The sequence below is a fragment of the Domibacillus enclensis genome (assembly GCF_900156125.1).
GTDB lineage: Bacteria > Bacillota > Bacilli > Bacillales > Domibacillaceae > Domibacillus > Domibacillus enclensis.
This window is the reverse complement of sequence record NZ_FTLX01000010.1, coordinates 55,063-76,858: the sequence shown is the minus strand read 5'-3', so window position 1 is coordinate 76,858 and position 21,796 is coordinate 55,063. Positions and strand designations below refer to the sequence as shown.

Here is a 21,796-nt window from a genome sequence, read left to right as displayed (position 1 = left end):
TAAAGGAAAGCCGAACGACTGCAGCTGCATCATCGTCCGGCTTTGCTTTAATAATAGCGCCATGATTTTTCATATACTTCAATTAAATTCGGCCGGATCAAGGTGTTCGGCTCTAGCTCTGTACCATCCTCCATCTGCTTGTCTTCATCTTTTCCAAACGCCGTCAAGGCTGTTAATACATTTTCCGTCAGGTACTCCGTATCGTCCAGGAGATCCAGCTCCGCTACATTGATTCCATTTCTTGAAGCCAGCACGTAGCCCCAGCCGCCGAAGCTTGGGATATCCGCATGAAGGTTTTGCGTTTTTAATCCTGCCGCCTGTATCGTTGTATCAATGGTCCAGTAGACCTTCGGCGCAAACACAGGGCTTGTCGCCTGGACGATCATGGACCCATCCGGCTGCAGGTGGTTTCGGGCAAGCGAATAAAACTCCTGTGTATACAGCTTATTCAAGGATTCGTTGTTCGGGTCCGGCAAATCAACGATGATGACATCATAAAAGCCCTCTGCTTTTTCCAAAAATTGAAAGGCATCTTCGTTAACGACATTCACTCGTGAGTCGTCGAGCGATCCCTTATTTAAATCCGTTAATAAGTGGTTTGTTCGTGCGGTTTCGGTCATCGCAGGATCAAGGTCCACAAGCGTGACTTCACGAAGATCTTCATATTTTAGCAATTCCCGTACAGCCAGCCCATCGCCGCCACCGAGCACAAGAACACGATCATGCCGTGCAGCAGCAGCCATCGCAGGGTGTACAAGGATTTCATGATACCGATGCTCATCCGATGAACTGAACTGCAGCTGTCCGTCTAAATAAAGACGTGTATCTCCCTGCTCTCTCGTCAAGATAATCTGCTGATAAGCCGTTTGTTCTGAAAAAACAACCGGGTCCTTGTACAGCTTTTGTTCAAAATGAAAGGCCGCTTCTTCTCCAAACAACGCTCCAGCAACGAGAATACATAAAAACAGGCCCCCCGCTGCCGCATGAAGCCGAAAACGCTTCAGCTCATGCCGAAAGCGAAACACAATCCAAAGCGCAACCCCCACATTGATCAAGGCAACGAGAAAAGAGGTTTTCACTAGCCCAAAATACGGGCGCAGTAAAAATAAAAACAAAAGCCCCCCGACCAGTCCACCCGCATAATCCGAAAAAAGAACCTTTGCGGCACTTTTTTCAAGTGTGACACCGATTTCGTTCGCTTTTCGAATTAAGATGGGCAGCTCCACGCCTGTTAATGTGCCAACCAGCAGAGTGACGCTGTACAAAAACAGTGCATCCGTCCCATCCGGCAAATAAGCGGTTACGCCAAACAAAAGCATCGCCGAAAATCCGCCGATCAGCCCAATCCCGTATTCAATCCAAATAAAAGAAGCAATTAAATGCTTCGTCATTTTTTCACTTATGTAAGCGCCGATGCCCATTCCGGTTAAAAAAAGGGAGATGGTCAGCGTATACTGCTTGACTCCATCTCCTAAAATATATGAACCGAGTGCACCGAACAGCACTTCAAAAATAATCCCGCAAATCGAGACGATGCCCGATGCGTAATAAATCGACCGGCTTTGCCGGAGAGATTCCTGTTCAGTCATGAAAACACCGCCTTACGAAATGGACGCGCCAATTACAAATGCCAGTCCAACAGAAACAGAAAACGAGACAATGCCAACAGCCAGATTTCCCTGCTTCAGCTGCTCTTCCACTGAAAAGCCTCTGGTCAGTACTTCAAATAATAGATAAGCTACCAGTTGAAGGACCATCCCGAACAATCCCCAGATGGCTGTTTCGGCAATCGTATCATTGTGGAAAATAGAAAACGTAATAATAATGCAAATACCAATGATTTTCCCGCCGATTGACAGTGCAACAGCTGCATTATTGCCTTTGATTTCATCCCAATCTTTATACTTTCTTGTCATTAGTTCAAAAATAACCAGCCCAACGATTACGACCGCAATAGCGACGGCGTAATATAAAAATGTTAATAAAAATGGATTCACCGCTTCATTCCCTCATTTCGTTTCATTATTTTCCTTCTCCCGGGCCGCCGCCACGGAAAGTCGAACCCCGCCCGTAAGAACCGGATGAAAAGGTTCCTCCTCCATAATAGCCGCCGCCGGAATAACAGTCCCCTTTCGTATTTCGGCATTTGTTTGACTGAGTGCGTTCCCAGTTCGATCCAAAGCGTCCATTCAGCATGGAACCTAGGAGCATGCCTGTGAAAAAGCCCGGGTTATAGTGGGTGCGGACAAATTCATCTTCTGCTACTTCTACGAGCGTACTGCTCGAATCATCCGGATCTTCCGTTAAAATGATAAATTCATCATCGTAAACAAGTACCTGGCGTCCATCCACTTCTTCGCCAACCTGTTCAGGCTCCTGTACGTCGATCAGCTCTGACGCTGTATCGGCTACACTTTTATTTGTGCGATAGACCATCGCCCGGTCTCTCGTATTGCTGCTGTTTTGAACGGCATCGATAAACGTATAGTTTTCATCGACATAGTCATCCGCTTCCTGCATGCCGCATGCTGCCAGAAACACAACCGCCGCTATCATCATGGTCAGCCATTTCTTTGTTTTCGTCATAAAAACACTCCAAATGAACAGAAACGGCCCGCCGCACCGGGCGGACCGCGGTTCCTTATTCTTTTCCGAGCTTTTGCTTCAATGCTGCCAGTTCGTCATCCACTGCACTGTTTTTCTTTAACGCAGCCAGTTCATCATCGAGGCTTCTGGACCCTGCCCGTAAATCCTCCGACGTTTCTGCTTCGGCTTCGTGCTGCATCACTTTTTCTTCCATCCGTTCAAAACCCCGTCTCGACTCATCACCGCCGACAGACGACATCGCCCGGTTCATTTTCGTACGGGTTTTAGCTGATTCTGCACGCGCCTTTAATGAATCCTTTTTCAGCTGCATTTCTTCGTATTCCCGTTTCATCTCTGACAGCTTATCCCGAAGAACCGCTACGTCCGCTGCAGCCTGCTCGTGTGCTTCCTTCATAGATTCTGCTTGCTTGGCATGATTGTTTTTATCTTCAAGCGCACGGCGCGCCAGCTCTTCATTCCCTGCTTCAATCGCATCAACAGCCTGCTGCTGGCGTTTGTCCACCATGCTGCTGGCGTCATCATACTTCTTTTTTAGCATTTTTTCGTTTGCCAGCTGCTTTGCCACTGCGGTCTCTGCATCGCGGATGTCAGCTGACATTTCACGCATAAACTGATCCAGCATTTTCACCGGATCTTCCGCTTTATCAAGAGCTGAATTCAGTTCTGACCCTACATACGTCTGTACTCGCTTAAAAAATTGAAACATATTCTCTCCTCCAATGTTGGTTAGCTTCCCGCTAAAATAGTGATTTCATATTCTTCAATTTCGTATCCATAGCTGACTTCCACGTCGCCGCCCCACACTTCAACCGATAAAAAATGCTCTTCTGAATCATCTGTGTAGTCATAGTAATCGACATTTTTGCCGTGAACATTCTCGCTGCGTCCTTCTGCCTTTACATAAGCGCGGCCCTGCTCTTCCAAATAATACGTTCGTCCATCGTGAGTGACTTTTTTCGTTCCCGGCTCAAGACCCGGTACACGAATCGTTTCATACATCCCGACTTCCAGTTCATCATCAAGCTCCACGCTAAGCCAGAGTGTTTTCCCGTCTGCTGCCAGCTGATACGCATCCCACGTGTACCCGTCGTCATTGTACTGAATCTTACCGGTTACTTCATAATCAGCCAGATCATACGTAACAAAGTCACCGACACGCAGCGTACGCAATGTCCGTTCCTTTGCTTCTGCTACGGGTTCGTCTGATCCGCCAAAAAGCCGCTTCCAAAAACTCATGAATGTCTCACCTCACTTTACATACGGACAGCATATGGAAGAGTTTCATTTTTTTGAGTATATCATTCCTTTTCGGGTAAAAGACGGCATTTATCATGAAACAGGAAAAAAAGACCGTCGGTGCATTCACATTCCGGCGGTCCTTCTTTTAATGTCAGGCAAATACTTGAATATGCGCTTTAAGTACCTCCAGATCAAATGGAACCGGGTCGTCCAGATCGCCATCCACATTAGCGGTCAGCTCAATGGAGGAGCGGACTTTGGCTTTTTTCGTCCGGAAATAAAGGACATCCGGGTCTTCCTGGAAATCGCCTTTTAATAAATTGGTGCCGATCCGCAGAAGCTTCGGCAATGCAACGTCTTTTACGATAAAGCAGTGGAAGAAACCGTCTGCCGCTTCTGCATCCGGTGCCAGCTTTTCAAAGCCGCCTACTGAGTTCGTGAGTGCGGCAAGAAAAATAAGCGCTTCTTCTTCATATACCTGGTCGTCTGCCTCAATCGTTATCGGGAACGGTGTTTTTTCCTTTAGCGTTTTCAGCCCCTCTACCAGGTAGGCGAGCGGTCCAAGCGTTGTTTTTTGTGCGGAGGTCACTTCTCCTGTTGCCTCGGCAATCCCTCCAATCGCCAGTATATTTAAAAAGTAATGATCATTAATTTTAGCAACATCGGCAGGCTTTGTGCTTCCGCCGAGGACCGTAATCGCTTCTTCAGGCTCAAGCGGTATGTTCAAGGCACGCGCGAAGTCATTGACAGTACCCAGCGGAACAACACCCATCGCCGGACGGTGCGGCTGTTCAGCAAGGCCGTTTACCGTTTCATTCATTGTCCCGTCCCCACCCATTGCAATAACGGCGTCAAGCTTTTGATCACATGCTTCCTTCGCAAATCTGGTTGCATCACCCGGCCCCTCTGTCAGCCTCGTTTCCACTTTAAATCCTTTTTGCTGCAGCTGCTCTTTGATCTGGTCAATGTGTGTTTCGGCTTCTTCTTTTCCAGAAGAAGGATTGGCAATAATCATCGCTTGTTTCATTCGTTTCGTTCCTCCCTGGCTTCTTGATCGTCTGTTCCGATAAAAACGGCCGGTTCCAAGTTCATCATTTAACAGGAGCTCCATTTGTTCTAAATCCACTTTTTCAACCGGAGGGTCCCGGTCTGACCAATTTACGATGTAAATAAAGTAATACGTGTGAATGAAACGAAAAATGACGTTGGAGTTGGGAAACCGGTCGAAAACAGCTTTAATATTGTAGCGTTTTGTATACGTCCAGCTGACTAAATTCATAAATTTTTCACCTAAACGGTCTATACCCGAAAATTGGCGAAAAGAACCTCTGGATACGTGCTTTTTCGCTAAAACTAGTGAAAGGAAAAACGGCGAAAATGGGGAATTCCTTTAAGTAAAGAAAAGGAGGGATCGTTTATGCATACAACAAAAGAGGCAGCAGCTGCACTGAATATCAGCCCATCGACTCTTGGAAAATATGTGATGGCCCTTGAAGGAGCCGGCTTCCGGTTTGAATCCGGCAAACGCAATGCACGACTTTTTGACGATAAAGAGCTGGCAACCTTGCGTCAGCTGATTGACACAGCCGCCAGCCAGGAGCTTCCTCCCGGCCAGGCTGCAAATGCCATCGGCCAGCAGGCATACATTTCACTCATCGAAGACCGCCTTGCATCGATTGAGCAGCGCCAGGACCAGTTAATGGCCTTGTATGATGAGCTGACCGTCCGGATTTCCAGACTTCCTGCTCATCACATTCCAGATTACACGCCTCCCTCTTTTTTATTTTTTTCCCGCCCTAAAGCAGGATTTTTGCGATTTTTGTCGAAATAATGCTTTACTATGCATAAAAGGAGACCTGTATGTTGAAAAAAGCCATCTTTTTTGACCTTGACGATACATTGCTGGACGATAAAAGGAGTATCCAAACCGCATTCGATGTGACATGCGGTGAATTAGCTGACAAGTTTCAGAAAAACGCCCAGGAAATCGAGGAACACGTCCGTACTGCGGCAAGGGCGCAATACGAAACGTATGATTTTTATCCGGTCACAGTGTCCATCGGCATTAACCCCTTCGAAGGGCTCTGGGGGGATTTTGGAGACGTTCACCATAACGGCTTCCGGTCCATGGGTGATCAAATTGCCGATTATCAGCTGAAAGCGTGGGAAAACGGCTTAAAGGCAGCCGGCATTCCTGAATCCGAGGGGACGTGGGCACGCGCGCGGTTCCGTGAAGTCCGCCGCCAGTCCCCTTTTGTTTACGAGGAAACGTATGATGTGCTAAACACGCTGCGGGACAAAGGAATCCGCCTGCTTCTTCTCACAAATGGAGCGCCCTCCTTGCAGCTTGAAAAACTGACGATGACACCAGAGCTTGTTCCTTACTTCGAGCATGTCCTGATCTCGGGCCATTTTGGTTTTGGCAAGCCGGAAAAAGCCATTTTTGAGCATGCGCTCCGGTTAATGGATCTTAAGCCAGAGGATGTTTTAATGGTTGGCGATAATCAGGGCACGGATATTTTAGGCGCAACCCGCACAGGCATCGAGTCTGCCTGGATTGATCACGGTGAAGGCAAGGTGATTGAAGGCGCCAATCCGGTTCATCAGCTGAGCCGCCTAAAAGATATTCTTTCCTTGATCGAGTAGGTTTATTATTCTGACAGACGGGTAAATGATCAGGAAAAAGATCATTTGCCTGTTTTGGGGTAAGAGGAGAGAACATATATATGGAAAAGCAGTTTGAACCGTCTAAATTAGATATTAAAATTTTCGATGAAAAAAATAGCCGTCCCTTTGCGGACACATCCTTAGCTGAAAAAGAAATTTATGAGCTTCGTGACGACACGATGCGCACACCGCTAGAAAAAGCAGATGTATTTGAGCAGCTGCTTCAAACGGAAAATGCGTGTGAGCTCTGGATTGTGCCTGTGACGGAATCCACCTCTTCCTTCACACAATCACTGTCAGAAGAAAAAACCTCTGCCCTTTTCGGCATGCTTTCGTCATTTCGTGACAAAGTGCAGCGGGACCGGACGTTTCTCGTGCTTGGACCTGACTGCTCCGGCAGCATGAAAGGAAAAGTAGAAGAACTTGGCTATACCATTTTGCCGTGTGAACCGGACGAGCTAAAATCGGTCACAGTGGATTATTGATAAATAACCTTTCTTGACAGCTTTGTTTTCACATGTTATAAAATTAAACAACGCTTACAATTTCATTTTCAGTTGGATTGTTACTGCTCGGCAGGCAAAACCTAAATTGACCATTTTGCAAACACCGTTTAAAGAGTGCACTCTTTAAACCAGTTGTTTCGCCCGGTCGGTTTAGGTTTTTTTTATTGCCTGCCGGTCGATTTTGCAAGCTATTTTCACGTTATCCGTACATACATTCACATTACATAAGGAGCTGAGCATGATGAATCAATTTCCAAAAGGATTTTTATGGGGCGGCGCAACAGCAGCTAACCAATTAGAAGGCGGATATGACCAGGGCGGCAAGGGCTTGAACCTTGCTGACGTGCTTCCAGGAGGCAAAGTTCGCTACAGCATCATTTCCAATCCGGGCTTTGATTTTAAAATGGACAAGGAACAGTTCCATTATCCGAATCACGAAGCCATTGATTTTTACAACCGTTACAAAGAGGACATTGCGCTTTTTGCTGAGATGGGCTTTAAGGCGTACCGGATGTCGATCGCCTGGTCGCGCATTTTCCCAAAAGGAGACGAGGAAGCACCAAACGAAGAAGGGCTGGCTTTTTACGACCGCGTATTCGATGAGCTTCACAAGCACGGCATTGAGCCAGTTGTGACGATCTCTCATTACGAAATTCCGCTTCACTTGATTACAGAATACGGCGGCTGGCGAAACCGGAAAGTGGTCGGCTTCTTCGACCGCTGCGCCCGGACCTTATTTAACCGCTATAAAAACAAAGTGAAATACTGGATGACCTTTAATGAAATCAACGGCGCCATCCTTCATCCAATTTTAGGGCTCGGCTTTTCTCCTGACAGCGAGGAAACACGGCTGCAGGAAAGCTTGCAGGGGCTTCACCACCAATTTGTTGCCAGCAGCATGGCTGTTAAAGCAGGACATGACATCATTCCGGGCTCTCAAATCGGCTGTATGCTCGTGTATGCACCTGTGTATTCGATTGACTGCCAGCCGGCGAACGTCATGCATGCGCTGCAGGAAGAGCAAATGTTTAATTATCTTTGCGGCGATGTTCAAGTGCGCGGCGAGTATCCTGCTTTTACAAAACGTTTCTTTAAAGAAAACGGCATTGAGCTCGACATTCAAGATGGTGACCTGGAGCTGTTGAAACAGCATACGGTTGATTATATTGGATTCAGCTATTATATGTCCCGTACTGAAAAAAAGGTTAAAACAGACGAAGAAAAAGCGTCCGGCAATATTTTCTCAGGCGTTAAAAACCCGTTTCTTCAAGCAAGCGAATGGGGCTGGGAAATTGATCCAGAGGGATTAAGAATTTCTCTTAATCAATTGTATGACCGCTACAGAGTGCCGCTTTTTATCGTTGAAAACGGACTTGGGGCTGTTGATAAGGTCGAGGAAGACGGCTCCATTAAGGATCATTACCGCATTGACTATTTGCGTGAGCACATTCAAGCAATGGGTGAAGCGATTGAAGATGGTGTTGACTTGATCGGCTACACGAGCTGGGGCTGTATTGACCTGGTCAGCGCATCAACAGGCGAGCTCTCAAAGCGCTACGGTTTTATTTATGTGGATAAGCACGACGACGGAAGCGGTACGTTGGAACGCAAGAAAAAGGAATCGTTCTACTGGTATCAAAATGTCATCGCAACGAACGGCAGCGAATTATAATTGACTCAATCACTTCTTTAGGATTGTGACTGGTAAAGCAGGCAAAACCTAAATGGCAGCTCGTCACAAAATCCATTTTTGTGTACGCTGCGATTTAGGTTTTTTTATGGAAAAATGGATACAGGAGGCAAGCTGGATGAACCATACGGACTTAGCAAAGGATATTTTACAGCTGGTTGGAGGAGAACAAAATGTGCAAAGCGTCGTGCACTGCATGACGCGCCTGCGCTTTACTTTATCTGATAACAGCCGGGCTGACCGGGCTGGCATTGAAAAGCTGGATGGTGTGATGGGCACCAATATTAGCGGCGGCCAGTTTCAAATTATTATTGGCAACAACGTGCCGAAAGTACACCAGGCACTCCTTCAAAACAGCTCACTTGGCACAGATAAAAATATAGCTGTTGAATCAAAGGAAAAGAAAAATCCGGTCTCCGCTATATTTGAAGTGATCGCCGGCATCTTCACGCCAATTATCCCGGCCATTGCCGGAGCCGGGATGATCAAAGGGTTTCTTGCCCTTTTTGTCACACTTGGGTGGTTAACCGCCGAAAGCCAGACGTACGCCATTTTAACGATCGTTGGCGACGGGGCCTTTTACTTCCTTCCTATTTTATTGGCATTTAGTGCAGCGAGAAAGTTTAACGCCAACCCGTTTATCGCAGCGTCCATTGGGGCCGCTATTCTTCATCCGAACCTGGCGGCGCTTTTCGCTACGGGTGAAAGTGTGTCGTTTATCGGGATTCCCGTAACAGTCGTGGCCACTTATGCGTCAACCGTTATTCCGATTATTCTCGCCATCTGGGCAGCTTCCTATGTTGAAAAGTGGATTGACCGTATCACACACCAGTCGTTAAAGTTAATCGTCGTGCCAACATTGACTTTGTTAATCATTGTGCCGTTTACGTTAATTGCCGTCGGTCCGCTCGGCACGATCATCGGAGACTACTTATCCACTGGCGTTAATTTCTTATTCAGCAACGCAGCCATCGTGTCATCGATTTTACTCGGAGCTACCTTCTCCTTGATTATCATGACCGGCATGCATTACGCTCTTTCCCCTATTATTATTAATGGGCTTGCGCAAAACGGCTTTGATTATATGATTCCAGCCATGTTTGTCGCCAATATGGGCCAGGCAGGTGCCGCTTTAGCTGTTTCTCTTCGAACGAAAAACAAAAAGTTCAAATCACTTTCTTTCACGACTGGCATCACGGCCTTGATGGGTATTACAGAGCCGGCGATGTACGGGGTGAATATGAAGCTGAAGAGACCATTCGTCGCAGCCATGATCGGCGGCGCAGCAGGCGGTTTTTACAATGGGCTAACCGGTGCTAAAGCATTTGTAATCACAGGCAATGCCGGTTTGCCAGGCATTCCGGTTTTGATTGGCCCTACATTTGTTCATTCGCTAATCGGGCTTGTGATTGCTTTTGCGGCGGCGATGATCGCAGGCTACTTCCTCGGCTTTCAGGATGTAGAAGCTGACGATACAGCAGCCCCTTCTCCAGAAAATCCGCCTGAACTGAATAAAGCAACTGTTCAAACAGAACATGTTCTCAGTCCGATTCAAGGAGAGGTGCGGAGCCTTGATACGGTTAGTGATGCGACGTTTTCACAGGGGATCATGGGCAATGGCATTGCCATTTTCCCGACAAAGGGTGAAGTTGTTTCTCCTGTACACGGCCGAATCACGACGATTTTTAAAACAAAGCATGCAATCGGCCTTACGAGTGACCAGGGGGCTGAAGTGCTTATTCACATCGGTCTTGATACCGTTCGACTGGACGGCCAGCACTTTACAGCTCATATGAATGAAGGCGACGCTGTAAAGCCAGGCGATAAAATTGTTTCGTTTGATATGGAAGCGATTCAAGCAGCCGGTTATGACTTGATTACACCGATCATCATTACCAATACAGACCAGTACAACAAAATTGAACCTGTTCCTCAAGGGAACATGCACACCGGAGAACCATTACTGGCTTTGTCCACAAAGGCATCCGAAGACGTTTTATCTCCTCCGTCTCCCTTATTAAGCTAAACAAAGAGCCCCTGCTTTTGCAGGAGCTCTTTCTTAGTGTTGAATAACAAACGTGTCAAGGGAATACAGGTCTTTTTTATGGCATTTCCTTTTTATAGGCAAAATAAAGACTATTATCTTTCTAGAAAAGAACATTCAGGGGCTCCGGGCTGCCGGCTCCGCTTTTCTGTGGGGCGCAGGACGAAGACTCGGGTGGGATCAGCGGGTCAGGTGAGATCCACTTTTGGAGCGTAGCGACAAAAGTTAGCTCACCGCCCGCCCCTCCGAACGCGAAGTCCTGCAGAAGCCGCCCAAACCATGTTCGTGCAAGCACATTAGCTTTTAAAAAGAGAAATTGCCATCTGGTTTTCATTGACAATTTTTTTCAATAGCAAGAAAGAGCCCCTGCTTTTGCAGGAGCTCTTTCTTTGCTCTCTTTATACGGTTTCGCCCGTCCACGCCATCATGCCGCCATTCATATTCGTTACTTTAAAGCCCTTTGAATTGAGCCACTCGCAGGCAAGACTGCTTCTGTTGCCGCTTCGGCAAACGACCGTGTACTCTTTATTTTGATCAAGCTTGTCCAGGCTCGTCAAAATTTGGCCGAGTGGAATGTTTAATGCTCCCGGGATCATGCCTGCCGCTGTTTCCGATTCTTCCCGTACATCTAGAATCGTCAGTTCGTTTACTTTCTGTTCTACCTCTTGTGCTGTTGTTTCTTTTATCATTTTCTTTTCCTCCTCTTTATACCTTTATGGGTATATTATAAAATACTACAAGGGGTATGTAAAGAAAAAGATTTAAAGCCATTATCGAATATGATCTTCACCTTCTGCTCTTTCAAAAATAAAAAAAGATCCAGCTGATTTTTTTCAAAATCGCTGGATCATTTCGTAACAGGTTCTCGTCTTTCATACATGAAAGACCGCTTTTAATTATTAATGTATTTTTCATACACCGCGCCAAAATCTTTTACCCGGTACTCTTCGCTCGTTTTTTTCAGCCAGTCAAATGCATAGGCATTGACTTTTTCGAACTCTGCTGACAAATCGATTTGTGCTTTTGTGATGTTTTTAATCGAGCTCGCTGACATGTCCAGGCTTTGCTGGGCATAGCCGAGGTACATTTCATTTTCGCGCTGCATTTCCGCGATTTTCTGAAGGGCCTTGTACAAGTCCTTTAATTCTTCTAAATGCTTTTTATGCACGTCAATCGAGTACGTTTCATTCCCGAGGGTGAATTTAATTTCCACGTCCAAATCCACGGTTCCAGCTGTTTCGAGATAGACATTTGAAACGCGGTTTGTGACGTAATTGAAACGGCGAAGCATTCGTTTTTTGCTGACTGCATTGGCCCCGTCTACATGAACCAGTCCTAGATTCGTAAAGCAGTATTCATCCGCTTTTGATTTAATGAGAAAGTAAATTTTCTCATTGTCCTCGTGCATAATGTAATCATCTGCATCCACCTTATCATAGTCCGCCGGTTTAATGACGGCTCCTACATCACTCAACCCCAGTACATCCGCTGCCACTTTTCCAAACATAATCGACCATCTCCTTTTTTGGTATCTTGTACCCAATACGTGATTTCGATTAAAAAGTTTCAGTTTTTTCAAAAAGGGCCGTTACTTCCTTCTCTCCAAGCGGACGATAATAGTAGTAGCCCTGAATCCGAAAGCAGTCTCTCGATACGAGCCAGTCCAGCTGCCGTTTCGTTTCGACTCCTTCCGCAATCACTAGCAAGTCGAGACTGTTCGCCAGGTGCAGAATCGAAGAAAGAAGCGCTTCTCCCCGGCTGCTTTTATCAATCTGATCAACAAATTGCTTGTCGACCTTTATTTTATCAAGGGGAAAGTCGTGCAAATAAGAAAGGGCGGAATACCCCGTTCCGAAATCATCAACTGCCACACATATACCCTGCTTTCGAAAATCCTCCAAATTATCAAACACGTGCTCAGAGGAAAACAACGGCACGCTTTCGGTAATTTCAATTTCCAGCGTTTCCTTCGGCCAGTTCATTTGCTCATATAACGTCCTTACTTCCTCGGCAAATCCAGGATCTGTTAGCAGTTTGGAAGAAAGATTAATGGATAAAAAGCCGCTGAAGCCGCAATCTGTCCGCAACTTTTGAAAAAAAGCGAAAGATTCCTTCATCATTTTTCTCGTTAAATCCGCGATATGACCGCTTTCTTCTGCAATATGAATAAATTCCACAGGTGAAATCCAGCCGAACTTCGCGCTTTTCCACCGGGACAATACCTCGAAGCCAATGATCTTCCCGGTTCGGGCATTTACCTGCGGCTGGTACATAAAGAAGATTTCATCATTTTCTGCCGCATTTTTTAAATTCTCTTCTATATATAGGCGCCTTTCCAGGTGCTGATGGAGCTCATCATGAAAAAGAACCGCTTGATTCCCTTTTAGCTTTTTCGACTGGTACATCGCCATATCTGCTTTTCTCATCAGCTCATCGGGTGTATCGCCATCCACCGGATATAAGCTGATGCCGACACTTGCTGTTATATATAACGGGGCATTTTGGTCAATAAGGATGGGCTCCTTCACAATCGACAGCAGGAGGTCTGTAAAAGCCAGCACCTCTTCGTCATTGGAGGCCCCACTGAAAATAATTAAAAATTCATCACCGCCAAGCCTGCTGACAAAATGATCAGGACCCGCTTTATCACGGAGACGCACCGCAATTTCCTGCAGCAGCACATCACCCGTATCATGACCGAGCGTATCGTTTATGTTTTTAAACCCGTCCAGGTCCATGAAAAGAACGGCGCAGCCTTCTCCCTTTTGCTGCTTCGCTTCAATCATGTGGTGCAAATGCTTGATGAAAAAACGCCGGTTCGGCAAATTGGTCAATTCGTCAAAATAAGCAGCCCGCCGCAGCTGGCTTTCTGCTTTTTTCCGGTCACGAATGTCTTTGAAATAAACCGTCAAGCCGCCATTTTTCTGCGGGTATACACTTGATTCAAACCAGGTCGACAAAGCCGGGTAGTACGCTTCAAACCGTGCGGCTTTCTTTGTCTTAAACACATTCTCATAATGAGAAAAAAATTCGGTCTCCACTGCTTCCGGAAACACGTCCAGCACATGGCGGCCAATCACATTTTCTTTTTTTCTTTGAATGAGCTGTGCTGCTCCACTGTTTATATAAGTAATGAACAGTTGTTCATTGATGGATAAAAACGCATCTGTCATGCTCTCCAGCACTTCAGTTGTTTCCTGTTTATATAATTCCGTCTCCGTTATGTTTTCATGAATGATAAGGGCTCCGTATAAAACGTCATCCTTTTTTACCGGCACGGCTTTCATGCAAAACCAGCGCTCTTCTTCTGGGGAATGACAGGGATAGGAATACGCCGATTGACTGGCCTTCCCTTGCAGAATGTCTCTTATCTGCCGGCTCACAAGATCCTCACCAGCCTCCTCAAGCACAGTAAGATAATTCACACCTAGCCCCGATGTGACCATATCTCCATCATTTGAGGCCGTAAACGATGTCCACGCCCGGTTTACAGCCACAATAACTCCGTCCTGATCAATGACGGCGATCTGGCTTTCCAGCAGATCCATGCTTTCTACTATCGTGAATTTCGATAGCCAGTCCGTCCTCACGAAGCCCACGTCCTTTCTACTCTCTCTTTATTATACATATAATTTTTGTTAAAAAAACAAATCGCCCTTCTTTTTTGACAATAAAAAACAACCCCAAAAAATGGGGTTATTTCCGGTGCATTTTAAATTTCAAAAAGAGTTCATTGTAATGAGACAGCATCTCAGGCCCTAAATTTTCATAAACCTCTAAACGCTCGGTTAAATCAGCCGGTGGATAAAACCGCTCGTCCTCGACCATCTCTTTCGGCATGTACGTTAATGCTTCTTTATTCGGAGTGGAATAGCCGACATATTCCGCGTTTTGCGCAGCCGTTTCCGGATCGAGCATAAAGTTAATGAAGGCATGCGCCGCATCGATATTCTTCGCTGTTTTCGGTATGACCATATTGTCGAACCACAGATTGGAGCCTTCTTCCGGAACTACGTATTCCAGATTGTCCTTTTTCCACATTAATTCTGAAGCTGTACCGGACCAGACAAGACCAATGGATGCCTCATCGTTTTCCATCAGCATCCGGATTTCATCTCCAACGATGGCTTTAATGTTCGGTGTCAGACCGTCCAGCTTCGCCTTCGCTTCCTGCAAATGTGCTTCGTTCGTATCATTGAGTGAATACCCCAGACTGTTCAGCCCCATTCCAATGACTTCCCGGGCGCCATCAATCATGAGAATTTCATTGCGGAACTCCGGCTTCCACAAGTCGTTCCAGGCGGTAATCTCACTTTGGACCTTGTCGGTATTGTACAAAATCCCGACCGTCCCCCAAAAGTATGGAATAGAATACTCGTTGCCAGGATCAAATGGAAGATCCATAAACCGTTCATCAATATAGCGAAGGTTTGGCACCTTGGCATGATCAATTGGATAAAGCAGCTCCTGCTCTCTCATTTTCTCAATCGTATATTCGGACGGCACCGCTACATCATACGTCGTGCCGCCCTGTTCAATTTTGGTCAGCATCGCTTCATTGGAATCGAAGGTCTCATAAATGACCTGCACGCCGGTTTCCTTCTCGAATTGATCAATCAGCTCGGCGTCAATATAATCTCCCCAGTTAAAAACGGTAAGCGTATTGCCCGCCGTCTGCCCTGTCGATGCGTTTAAGCGGTGAACCGCATAAAATAAAACCGCTGCGATGATAACGACAGCAATGAGTGCCTGCATCAGTTTTTTCATTTCCGCACCCCCACCGCTGTTTTTTCATTTCGCTTTTGAATGAAATAATACCCGATAACGAGTACGATGGTGAATAAAAACAGCAGCGTGGACAGTGCATTGATTTGAAGAGAAATACCTCGCCGCGCCAGTGAATAAATCTCCACAGAAAGCGTCGTAAAGCCGTTCCCCGTCACAAAAAAGGTTACGGCAAAATCGTCGAGTGAATACGTAAGTGCCATGAAAAAGCCAGCGAAAATACCCGGCGTAATGTAAGGCAGAATCACCTTCGTTAAAATGTCGAACCGCGAAGCACCCAAGTCGCGTGCTGCATCAATCAGCGAGCTGCTCATTTCCTCAAGCTTCGGCAGCACCATGATCACCACAATCGGTACGGAAAAAGCAATGTGAGCGAGCAAAACCGATGTAAAGCCCAGGTTTATGCCAATAATCGTAAATAAAATCAAAAAGGACGCACCAATAATGACATCCGGACTGACAATAAGCACATTGTTTAAAGAAAGCAGGATATGTTGATACAGCCGTTTACGTGCATACACAATGGCCAGCGCCCCGAGAACGCCGATAATGGTCGAAATCGCAGCGGACAGAAGCGCAATAATCAAGGTATTCAGCACAATAACGAGCAGCCTGGAATCACTAAACAGCTCCTTGTACCAGTCAAGCGTAAATCCATCAAAGCTGCTCATTGTGCCGCCGCTGTTGAAGGAATAAAAGCTCAAGTAAAAAATGGGCGCATATAAAACGATAAACACAAACGCTAAATAAGCGCGCGGCCAAAACAGTGCCATGTTACATCACTCCTTTCTTCCGTGTACCGGTTGCGATCATAATGACAACCATAATCAAAATTAAAAAAACCGCAATGGTCGCACCCATTCCCCAGTCCTGCGTCACCAGGAAGTGCTGCTCAATTGCTGTCCCAAGCGTAATAACCCGGTTTCCTGCAATCAGGCGCGTAATCATGAATAAGGAAAGCGCCGGAATAAAAACGGCTTGTATGCCCGCTTTGACACCTGAAGAAGTGAGCGGCATCACCACCTTGCGGAATGTCGTCCATGAGGAAGCGCCGAGATCCCGGGATGCGTAAACAAGCGCCGGATTCAGCTTATCCAATGCATTGAAGATCGGTAAAATCATAAAAGGAATAAATAAATACACAGACACAAAAACAAAGCTGAAATCAGTAAACAATAGCTGCTTTGCGCCAATGCCCACTACTTCTAAAAAGCTGTTAGCCGCCCCGTATGTGCTGAAGATGCCTAAAAACGCATAGGCTTTCAGCAGCAGGTTCACCCACGACGGCAATATAATGAGCAGGAGCAGCAATTGCTTATACTTCGAACGTGTAATAAAGTAAGCCGCCGGGTACGCAATAAGCAGGCAAAACAGTGTAATGAGAAACGCATACCAGAACGAGCTGAGGGTCATCGTTAAATAAACCGGTGTAAAGAAATTTCGGTAGTTGGCGAGCGTAAATTCCCCGTCCAGTCCTTGAAAGGAATAATACACAATAAGCAGAATCGGTGCGACGACAAACAATGCGATCCAGAGAACGTAAGGAACCCAGTAAATGGCCCGGTTATTCGACTCCATGCACACTGCCCCCAGCTCCGTAGCTTTCAAGCCGTTTGTCGAATTCTTCTTCTGTTTCATTCAAGCGCATCACATGAATCGCTTCCGGCTCAAAATCCAATCCAACCTTTTCGCCAACGACTGCTTTTTTCGTGGAATGAACAAGCCATTCGCTTCCGTTCACATCGTAGCAGCAAATCTCATAATGAACCCCACGGAAAAGCTGGGAATCAACATCGGCTTGAATTTTGCCCTCGTCCGCTCCTGTTAAGCTGACATCTTCCGGGCGAATGACAATCTCGACCGGTTCATTCGGACGAAGCCCCTGATCGACGCATTGAAAGCGGCGTCCGGTAAATTCCACTTCGTAATCCTTGATCATCGTTCCCTTCAGAATATTGGACTCTCCAATAAAGTCAGCCACAAACCGATTGACCGGCTCGTCGTAAATATCAATTGGCGTACCGCTTTGCTGAATTTCTCCTTCGTTCAGAACAATAATTTCGTCGCTCATCGCGAGCGCTTCTTCCTGATCATGTGTAACGAAAATAAAGGTAATGCCGAGCCGCTGCTGAAGCTCACGCAGCTCATACTGCATTTCCGTCCGCAGCTTTAAGTCCAGCGCGGATAGCGGCTCGTCAAGGAGAATCACTTCCGGTTCATTGACGATCGCGCGTGCAATCGCTACGCGCTGCTTTTGACCGCCCGACATCTCGGACAATTCACGGTTCTCATATCCGGACAGATTCACAAACTTCAGCGCTTCTTTCACCTTTTCATCTATTGCCGCTTTTTTCATTTTTTTAATCCGCAGGCCAAAGGCTATGTTTTCATACACGTTTAAATGCGGAAACAGGGCGTAATCCTGGAAAACGGTATTTACCTGCCGCTTGTTTGCCGGCACTTTGTTCATACGCTTTCCGTTTATAAACACACTGCCTTCCGTCGGTTCTGTAAACCCTGCGATCAGCCTCAAAATCGTTGTTTTCCCACAGCCGGATGGACCGAGCAGCGTATAAAACTTTCCTCGCTCTAATTCAAAACTGACATTATTTAAAACAGGTTCACTTCGATGGTACGACTTGGATACCCCATCAAACCGGATAATGCTTTCCATTTTCGGATCAATCCCTTCATGAAGCGAGCTGAAACACGCTTTTTTACTTCCTGTCAAATTATAACGGATTTCCTCCAAACACACTATTTTTCGATTATTTCAAACATTTTTTAAAAAATAAGGTTATTCATTCCTTCACAATGGGAAGCAGTATGGGGAACAACCATTTTAAAAAGGGGGGATTTTATCAATGAACAATAATATGTTCTGGAACGGCTGGTATGGCTACATGAATGAATTGCCTAACCTGCTCATGGCGCTTCTCATCCTGTTGATCGGCTGGATTGTCGCAAAATTAATCGGCAGCGGAGTGGAAAAAGCGTTAAAAAAGACCAACGCAGACAACCGTTTTTTCTCAAAAGCGGGAATTGGAAACGAAAAATATCCACCTGAGAAAATTGTCGGGAAAGTAATTTACTACATCCTGCTTATTTTCGTCTTTATTTTATTCTTTAACGTATTGAACTTGACGATCATTGCTTCACCGCTTGTTTCCATGTTTACAACGATGACGTCATTTATCCCGAATGTACTGAAAGCCGCTTTAATTCTTTTAATTGGCTGGATCGCTGCTTCCATTTTAAAAGCGATTATCACAAAAGGAGGCGCCAAGCTCAAAGTCTCCAAATGGATGAAAAAAGGAAACCTGGCCGATACGGATGCCCAGGCTGGACGGCTTGTAGAATCAGCAGGAAAGGTCGTTTTCTATCTCGTTCTTCTCATGTTTATTCCGGGCGTTCTCGATGCGCTGAATATTGATGGAATTGCCGGACCATTTGAAAATATGCTGGACAGCTTCCTTGCCTTTATTCCGAAGCTTTTCTCAGCTGTCATTGTGCTTGCGATCGGCTGGCTTGTGGCTAAAATTGTCCGTGATCTCGTAACGAACCTTTTAAGCGCAGCCGGTATTGACCGCTACGCACAAAAAGCGGGCATCGGCAAATCAGGTGACAGCATGAGCCTGGCGTCGATTGTCGGAACCGTCGTCTACGTTCTGATCCTTATTCCTGTGGTCATCACAGCACTTGAGCGACTTGAACTGCGCGGTGTGTCTGAGCCTGCGATCAATATGCTCAATCGTGTCCTTGAGATGATTCCGAACATTATTGTCGCCGTTGTTCTCATTATGGTCGGCATTTGGGTCGCCAAATGGGCGGCGAAATTTACTGAAGAACTTCTTCAAAAGGCCGGCGTGAATTCATTAACGAAAAACCTTCACCTCGGCAGCTGGACGGCTGACGAAAGCAGCATGACACCAGCAAAGCTTCTGTCATGGATCGTGCAAATCTTTATCATTTTCTTGTTTACAGTAGAAGCACTGCAGATCATTAACCTTGAATTCCTTGTCACGCTGGCGCTAGGAATCGTTTCGTATTTGCCAAGTGTCATTGCAGCAGTACTGATTCTTGCAGTTGGGATCATTCTCGGCAATATTGTGCAGCGTGTTCTGCGCAACGTATTGTCTGGCTCCGATTTCCGTCTGCTCGGCTCTATTGCTAAATATGCCGTGATCATCTTCGCTCTCTTTATGGCGCTGGATCAGCTCGGCGTAGCCGATTCAATCGTGAACACCGCGTTTATGCTCATCCTCGGTGGACTTGCTCTAGCCTTTGGCCTTGCCTTTGGACTCGGGGGCAAAGAAACAGCGGCCAAGTACTTGCGTCAACTAGATTCAAAAATTGACGACACCGATTTTTCAGAAGTAAAAGAAAAAGCCAAGCAGGAAAAAGAACAAATGAAGCAAGAAGCGAAAACAAAAGCAAATGAAATGAAGCAGCAGTCCGATCGTTCATCGACAGCCCCAAAACCGGCAGAGGAAATCAAGCCGGACACAGAAACGCAGCTGTTCGATCATCCAGATTCAGACAACTTCTCGAATCCAAGCCGCACGGATTTAAGAAATGAAGACTGGGAAGACGACGACCGCTATTAATAAGCGGCTTTCTCCATAAAAAAAACGTTCCTGCAATGCGCAGGAACGCTTTTTTTTATTCACCTACAACAAATTCAAAGTTCACGCTGAATTTCACGTCTTTGCCTACAAGCACGCCGCCTGTTTCAAGTGGTGCGTTCCATGTTAAGCCGTACGCTTCACGGTTTACTTTTCCTTCTCCGTCAAATCCGGCAATTGTGCTGCCGTCCATCGGGCTTTTGGATGTACCGTTGAATTCGACTTTAAATGTTTCAGTATTTGTTACACCTTTAATGGTTAACTGGCCTGTTACTTCGTATTCATCATCCGATGCTTTTTTAATGGAGTCGCTGACGAATGTAATGTGAGGGTGGTTTTCCACATCGAAGAAATCGCCTGAACGAAGATGGTTGTCACGGTCTTCATTGTTCGTGTCGATTGATGCTGCATCAATTGTAACCGTCCATTTTGCAGCTTCCAGATTGCTTACGTCGCCGTCGATTTGCACATCGAAGCTTGTGAACTCCCCTTTTGTTTTCGATACCATCATATGCTTTACTTGAAACGCGATCCCGCTGTGTACTTTATCCAATGTAAATGTTGCCATTTTCCATTCCTCCTTGATTCATAAAAGTAACTTACTTACCTTACTATACACAATTATTATTTTGAATTCAAGATAAATATCATAAAAGTTTTGTAAAAATAAAAAAGCACCCGTATGAAAGGGTACTTAATGGATATCTCTTTTTTTGAAACGCCCGCCGCGCACTTCCGCGATGTCGGCTACAGCAAGAAACGCACCTTCATCGATGTCTTCTACAATTGATTTTAATTTCGCTTCTTCCAAACGGTTGATCACACAAAAGATGACTTTCTTTTCATCCCCTGTGTACGCACCTTCACCCGTTAAATAGGTGACGCCGCGTCCAAGCCGAGCAATAATGGCTTCGCCGATTTCCTGATACTGATCGCTGATGATCCAGGCTGATTTCGATTCATCCAGCCCTTGAATGACGACATCAATCGTTTTAAAGGCAACGAAATAAGCGAGCACCGAATACATTGCCCGGTCCCAGCCGAATACAAATCCACCCCATGCAAAAATAAAGATATTAAAAAACATAACGATCTCCCCGACAGAAAACGGAAACCTTTTATTAAGAAGAATCGCTAAGATCTCCGTTCCGTCAAGTGATCCCCCATAGCGAATGACGATGCCGACACCGGCTCCAAGCGCGATGCCGCCAAAGACCGCGGCGAGGATAATGTCACTGGTAAAGGCCGCAACCGGATGCAGAAACGTCGCTGCAACCGACAAAATGGTAATGCCGAATACAGTAGAAAGGGCAAATGTTTTTCCGATTTGCTTGTAGCCGAGGAAAAAGAATGGAATGTTTAATAAGAATAAGAAGAGTCCAAGCTTGATGCCCGTTAAACTGGATAAAATGATCGAGATTCCAACGATCCCCCCGTCCATGATCAAGTTCGGAACAAGAAAAATTTCAATGCCAATTGCCATCAGGATGGCACCGATAAAAATAAAAAGACCCCGCTTCAGCAGCCGCTTCATGCTCAGTTTCTGGTGTTGCCGCCGAATGACGCTTTGCTGTACTGCCAGCTGTTCTTCGTTCAAACACTCACGCCCTTGCCTTCTGTTTTTTTGATTATA

The 21,796-nt window shown here is 46.0% G+C and carries 21 protein-coding genes; 6 read left to right on the top strand and 15 right to left on the bottom strand.

The window, feature by feature from the left end; translation table 11 throughout:
* Nucleotides 1-47 precede the first annotated feature (47 nt).
* From BW952_RS16895 to BW952_RS16870, 6 genes are all read right to left on the bottom strand, one after another.
* On the bottom strand, nt 48-1,589 hold the full coding sequence (locus BW952_RS16895; protein ID WP_045852377.1) for a polyamine aminopropyltransferase: 1,542 nt from the start codon (nt 1,587-1,589) through the stop codon (nt 48-50).
* Between the two features lie 12 nt (nt 1,590-1,601).
* Nucleotides 1,602-1,997: a DUF350 domain-containing protein gene (locus tag BW952_RS16890; RefSeq protein ID WP_045852376.1), complete on the bottom strand. Its 396-nt coding sequence runs from the start codon at nt 1,995-1,997 to the stop codon at nt 1,602-1,604.
* A 25-nt stretch (nt 1,998-2,022) separates the two neighbouring features.
* A complete protein-coding gene (locus BW952_RS16885) occupies nt 2,023-2,586 on the bottom strand; it encodes a DUF4247 domain-containing protein (protein ID WP_052698551.1) in 564 nt (187 codons plus the stop codon).
* Between the two features lie 55 nt (nt 2,587-2,641).
* Nucleotides 2,642-3,313 (bottom strand): PspA/IM30 family protein, encoded by a 672-nt coding sequence (locus BW952_RS16880; protein WP_045852375.1) that lies wholly within the window; start codon nt 3,311-3,313, stop codon nt 2,642-2,644.
* A 20-nt stretch (nt 3,314-3,333) separates the two neighbouring features.
* Nucleotides 3,334-3,843: a DUF4178 domain-containing protein gene (locus tag BW952_RS16875; RefSeq protein WP_045852374.1), complete on the bottom strand. Its 510-nt coding sequence runs from the start codon at nt 3,841-3,843 to the stop codon at nt 3,334-3,336.
* A 154-nt stretch (nt 3,844-3,997) separates the two neighbouring features.
* On the bottom strand, nt 3,998-5,125 hold the full coding sequence (locus BW952_RS16870) for a YegS/Rv2252/BmrU family lipid kinase (protein WP_231581517.1): 1,128 nt from the start codon (nt 5,123-5,125) through the stop codon (nt 3,998-4,000).
* A gap of 138 nt (nt 5,126-5,263) precedes the next feature.
* Here BW952_RS16870 and BW952_RS16865 point away from each other — a divergent pair, with 138 nt between their 5' ends.
* The 5 genes from BW952_RS16865 to BW952_RS16845 all read left to right on the top strand — a co-directional run bounded on the left by BW952_RS16865 (nt 5,264) and on the right by BW952_RS16845 (nt 10,735).
* Nucleotides 5,264-5,677 (top strand): MerR family transcriptional regulator, encoded by a 414-nt coding sequence (locus BW952_RS16865; RefSeq protein WP_045852373.1) that lies wholly within the window; start codon nt 5,264-5,266, stop codon nt 5,675-5,677.
* 29 nt (nt 5,678-5,706) lie between these two features.
* The gene (locus BW952_RS16860) at nt 5,707-6,492 is read left to right on the top strand and encodes an HAD family hydrolase (protein WP_045852372.1); all 786 of its coding nucleotides are present in this window, start codon (nt 5,707-5,709) and stop codon (nt 6,490-6,492) included.
* A gap of 80 nt (nt 6,493-6,572) precedes the next feature.
* A complete protein-coding gene (locus BW952_RS16855) occupies nt 6,573-6,998 on the top strand; it encodes a hypothetical protein (RefSeq protein WP_045852371.1) in 426 nt (141 codons plus the stop codon).
* Nucleotides 6,999-7,257: 259 nt separating this feature from the next.
* Nucleotides 7,258-8,691, top strand: coding sequence for a glycoside hydrolase family 1 protein (locus BW952_RS16850; RefSeq protein ID WP_045852370.1), 1,434 nt, complete (start codon nt 7,258-7,260; stop codon nt 8,689-8,691).
* Nucleotides 8,692-8,827: 136 nt separating this feature from the next.
* Complete coding sequence (locus BW952_RS16845) at nt 8,828-10,735, top strand: beta-glucoside-specific PTS transporter subunit IIABC (protein WP_045852369.1); 1,908 nt, start codon at nt 8,828-8,830, stop codon at nt 10,733-10,735.
* 416 nt (nt 10,736-11,151) lie between these two features.
* Here BW952_RS16845 and BW952_RS16835 read toward each other — a convergent pair whose 3' ends face one another.
* From BW952_RS16835 to BW952_RS16805, 7 genes are all read right to left on the bottom strand, one after another.
* The gene (locus tag BW952_RS16835; protein WP_045850400.1) at nt 11,152-11,439 is read right to left on the bottom strand and encodes a rhodanese-like domain-containing protein; all 288 of its coding nucleotides are present in this window, start codon (nt 11,437-11,439) and stop codon (nt 11,152-11,154) included.
* A 206-nt stretch (nt 11,440-11,645) separates the two neighbouring features.
* Nucleotides 11,646-12,260 (bottom strand): PH domain-containing protein, encoded by a 615-nt coding sequence (locus BW952_RS16830; RefSeq protein ID WP_045850391.1) that lies wholly within the window; start codon nt 12,258-12,260, stop codon nt 11,646-11,648.
* 49 nt (nt 12,261-12,309) lie between these two features.
* Entirely contained in the window at nt 12,310-14,343 is a 2,034-nt protein-coding gene (locus BW952_RS16825; RefSeq protein ID WP_139325456.1) for a sensor domain-containing protein, read from the bottom strand.
* A 106-nt stretch (nt 14,344-14,449) separates the two neighbouring features.
* Nucleotides 14,450-15,520 (bottom strand): ABC transporter substrate-binding protein, encoded by a 1,071-nt coding sequence (locus BW952_RS16820; RefSeq protein ID WP_045850393.1) that lies wholly within the window; start codon nt 15,518-15,520, stop codon nt 14,450-14,452.
* Nucleotides 15,517-16,311, bottom strand: a complete 795-nt coding sequence (locus tag BW952_RS16815; protein ID WP_045850394.1) for an ABC transporter permease — start codon at nt 16,309-16,311, stop codon at nt 15,517-15,519. The genes BW952_RS16820 and BW952_RS16815 overlap by 4 nt, the downstream gene beginning before the upstream one ends.
* A gap of 1 nt (nt 16,312) precedes the next feature.
* Nucleotides 16,313-17,116, bottom strand: a complete 804-nt coding sequence (locus tag BW952_RS16810) for an ABC transporter permease (RefSeq protein ID WP_045850395.1) — start codon at nt 17,114-17,116, stop codon at nt 16,313-16,315.
* Complete coding sequence (locus BW952_RS16805) at nt 17,103-18,212, bottom strand: ABC transporter ATP-binding protein (RefSeq protein ID WP_045850401.1); 1,110 nt, start codon at nt 18,210-18,212, stop codon at nt 17,103-17,105. The genes BW952_RS16810 and BW952_RS16805 overlap by 14 nt, the downstream gene beginning before the upstream one ends.
* 190 nt (nt 18,213-18,402) lie before the next feature.
* Between BW952_RS16805 and BW952_RS16800 the strand changes: the two genes are divergently transcribed.
* Nucleotides 18,403-20,145, top strand: a complete 1,743-nt coding sequence (locus tag BW952_RS16800; RefSeq protein WP_076496352.1) for a mechanosensitive ion channel — start codon at nt 18,403-18,405, stop codon at nt 20,143-20,145.
* A 55-nt stretch (nt 20,146-20,200) separates the two neighbouring features.
* Here BW952_RS16800 and BW952_RS16795 read toward each other — a convergent pair whose 3' ends face one another.
* The gene (locus BW952_RS16795; RefSeq protein WP_045850396.1) at nt 20,201-20,731 is read right to left on the bottom strand and encodes a YceI family protein; all 531 of its coding nucleotides are present in this window, start codon (nt 20,729-20,731) and stop codon (nt 20,201-20,203) included.
* A gap of 126 nt (nt 20,732-20,857) precedes the next feature.
* A complete protein-coding gene (locus BW952_RS16790) occupies nt 20,858-21,697 on the bottom strand; it encodes a YitT family protein (protein ID WP_045850403.1) in 840 nt (279 codons plus the stop codon).
* Between the last annotated feature and the right edge of the window lie 99 nt (nt 21,698-21,796).

What these genes read in the sequence shown, in the direction of transcription:
- BW952_RS16895 (WP_045852377.1), bottom strand. Translation starts at nt 1,589, where the DNA reads ATGACTGAACAGGAATCTCTCCGGCAAAGCCGGTCGATTTATTACGCA.
- BW952_RS16885 (WP_052698551.1), bottom strand. Translation starts at nt 2,586, where the DNA reads ATGACGAAAACAAAGAAATGGCTGACCATGATGATAGCGGCGGTTGTG.
- BW952_RS16880 (WP_045852375.1), bottom strand. Translation starts at nt 3,313, where the DNA reads ATGTTTCAATTTTTTAAGCGAGTACAGACGTATGTAGGGTCAGAACTG.
- BW952_RS16875 (WP_045852374.1), bottom strand. Translation starts at nt 3,843, where the DNA reads ATGAGTTTTTGGAAGCGGCTTTTTGGCGGATCAGACGAACCCGTAGCA.
- BW952_RS16870 (WP_231581517.1), bottom strand. Translation starts at nt 5,125, where the DNA reads ATGAATTTAGTCAGCTGGACGTATACAAAACGCTACAATATTAAAGCT.
- BW952_RS16865 (WP_045852373.1), top strand. Translation starts at nt 5,264, where the DNA reads ATGCATACAACAAAAGAGGCAGCAGCTGCACTGAATATCAGCCCATCG.
- BW952_RS16860 (WP_045852372.1), top strand. Translation starts at nt 5,707, where the DNA reads ATGTTGAAAAAAGCCATCTTTTTTGACCTTGACGATACATTGCTGGAC.
- BW952_RS16855 (WP_045852371.1), top strand. Translation starts at nt 6,573, where the DNA reads ATGGAAAAGCAGTTTGAACCGTCTAAATTAGATATTAAAATTTTCGAT.
- BW952_RS16850 (WP_045852370.1), top strand. Translation starts at nt 7,258, where the DNA reads ATGATGAATCAATTTCCAAAAGGATTTTTATGGGGCGGCGCAACAGCA.
- BW952_RS16845 (WP_045852369.1), top strand. Translation starts at nt 8,828, where the DNA reads ATGAACCATACGGACTTAGCAAAGGATATTTTACAGCTGGTTGGAGGA.
- BW952_RS16830 (WP_045850391.1), bottom strand. Translation starts at nt 12,260, where the DNA reads ATGTTTGGAAAAGTGGCAGCGGATGTACTGGGGTTGAGTGATGTAGGA.
- BW952_RS16820 (WP_045850393.1), bottom strand. Translation starts at nt 15,520, where the DNA reads ATGAAAAAACTGATGCAGGCACTCATTGCTGTCGTTATCATCGCAGCG.
- BW952_RS16815 (WP_045850394.1), bottom strand. Translation starts at nt 16,311, where the DNA reads ATGGCACTGTTTTGGCCGCGCGCTTATTTAGCGTTTGTGTTTATCGTT.
- BW952_RS16810 (WP_045850395.1), bottom strand. Translation starts at nt 17,116, where the DNA reads ATGGAGTCGAATAACCGGGCCATTTACTGGGTTCCTTACGTTCTCTGG.
- BW952_RS16805 (WP_045850401.1), bottom strand. Translation starts at nt 18,212, where the DNA reads ATGGAAAGCATTATCCGGTTTGATGGGGTATCCAAGTCGTACCATCGA.
- BW952_RS16800 (WP_076496352.1), top strand. Translation starts at nt 18,403, where the DNA reads ATGAACAATAATATGTTCTGGAACGGCTGGTATGGCTACATGAATGAA.
- BW952_RS16795 (WP_045850396.1), bottom strand. Translation starts at nt 20,731, where the DNA reads ATGGCAACATTTACATTGGATAAAGTACACAGCGGGATCGCGTTTCAA.
- BW952_RS16790 (WP_045850403.1), bottom strand. Translation starts at nt 21,697, where the DNA reads ATGAAGCGGCTGCTGAAGCGGGGTCTTTTTATTTTTATCGGTGCCATC.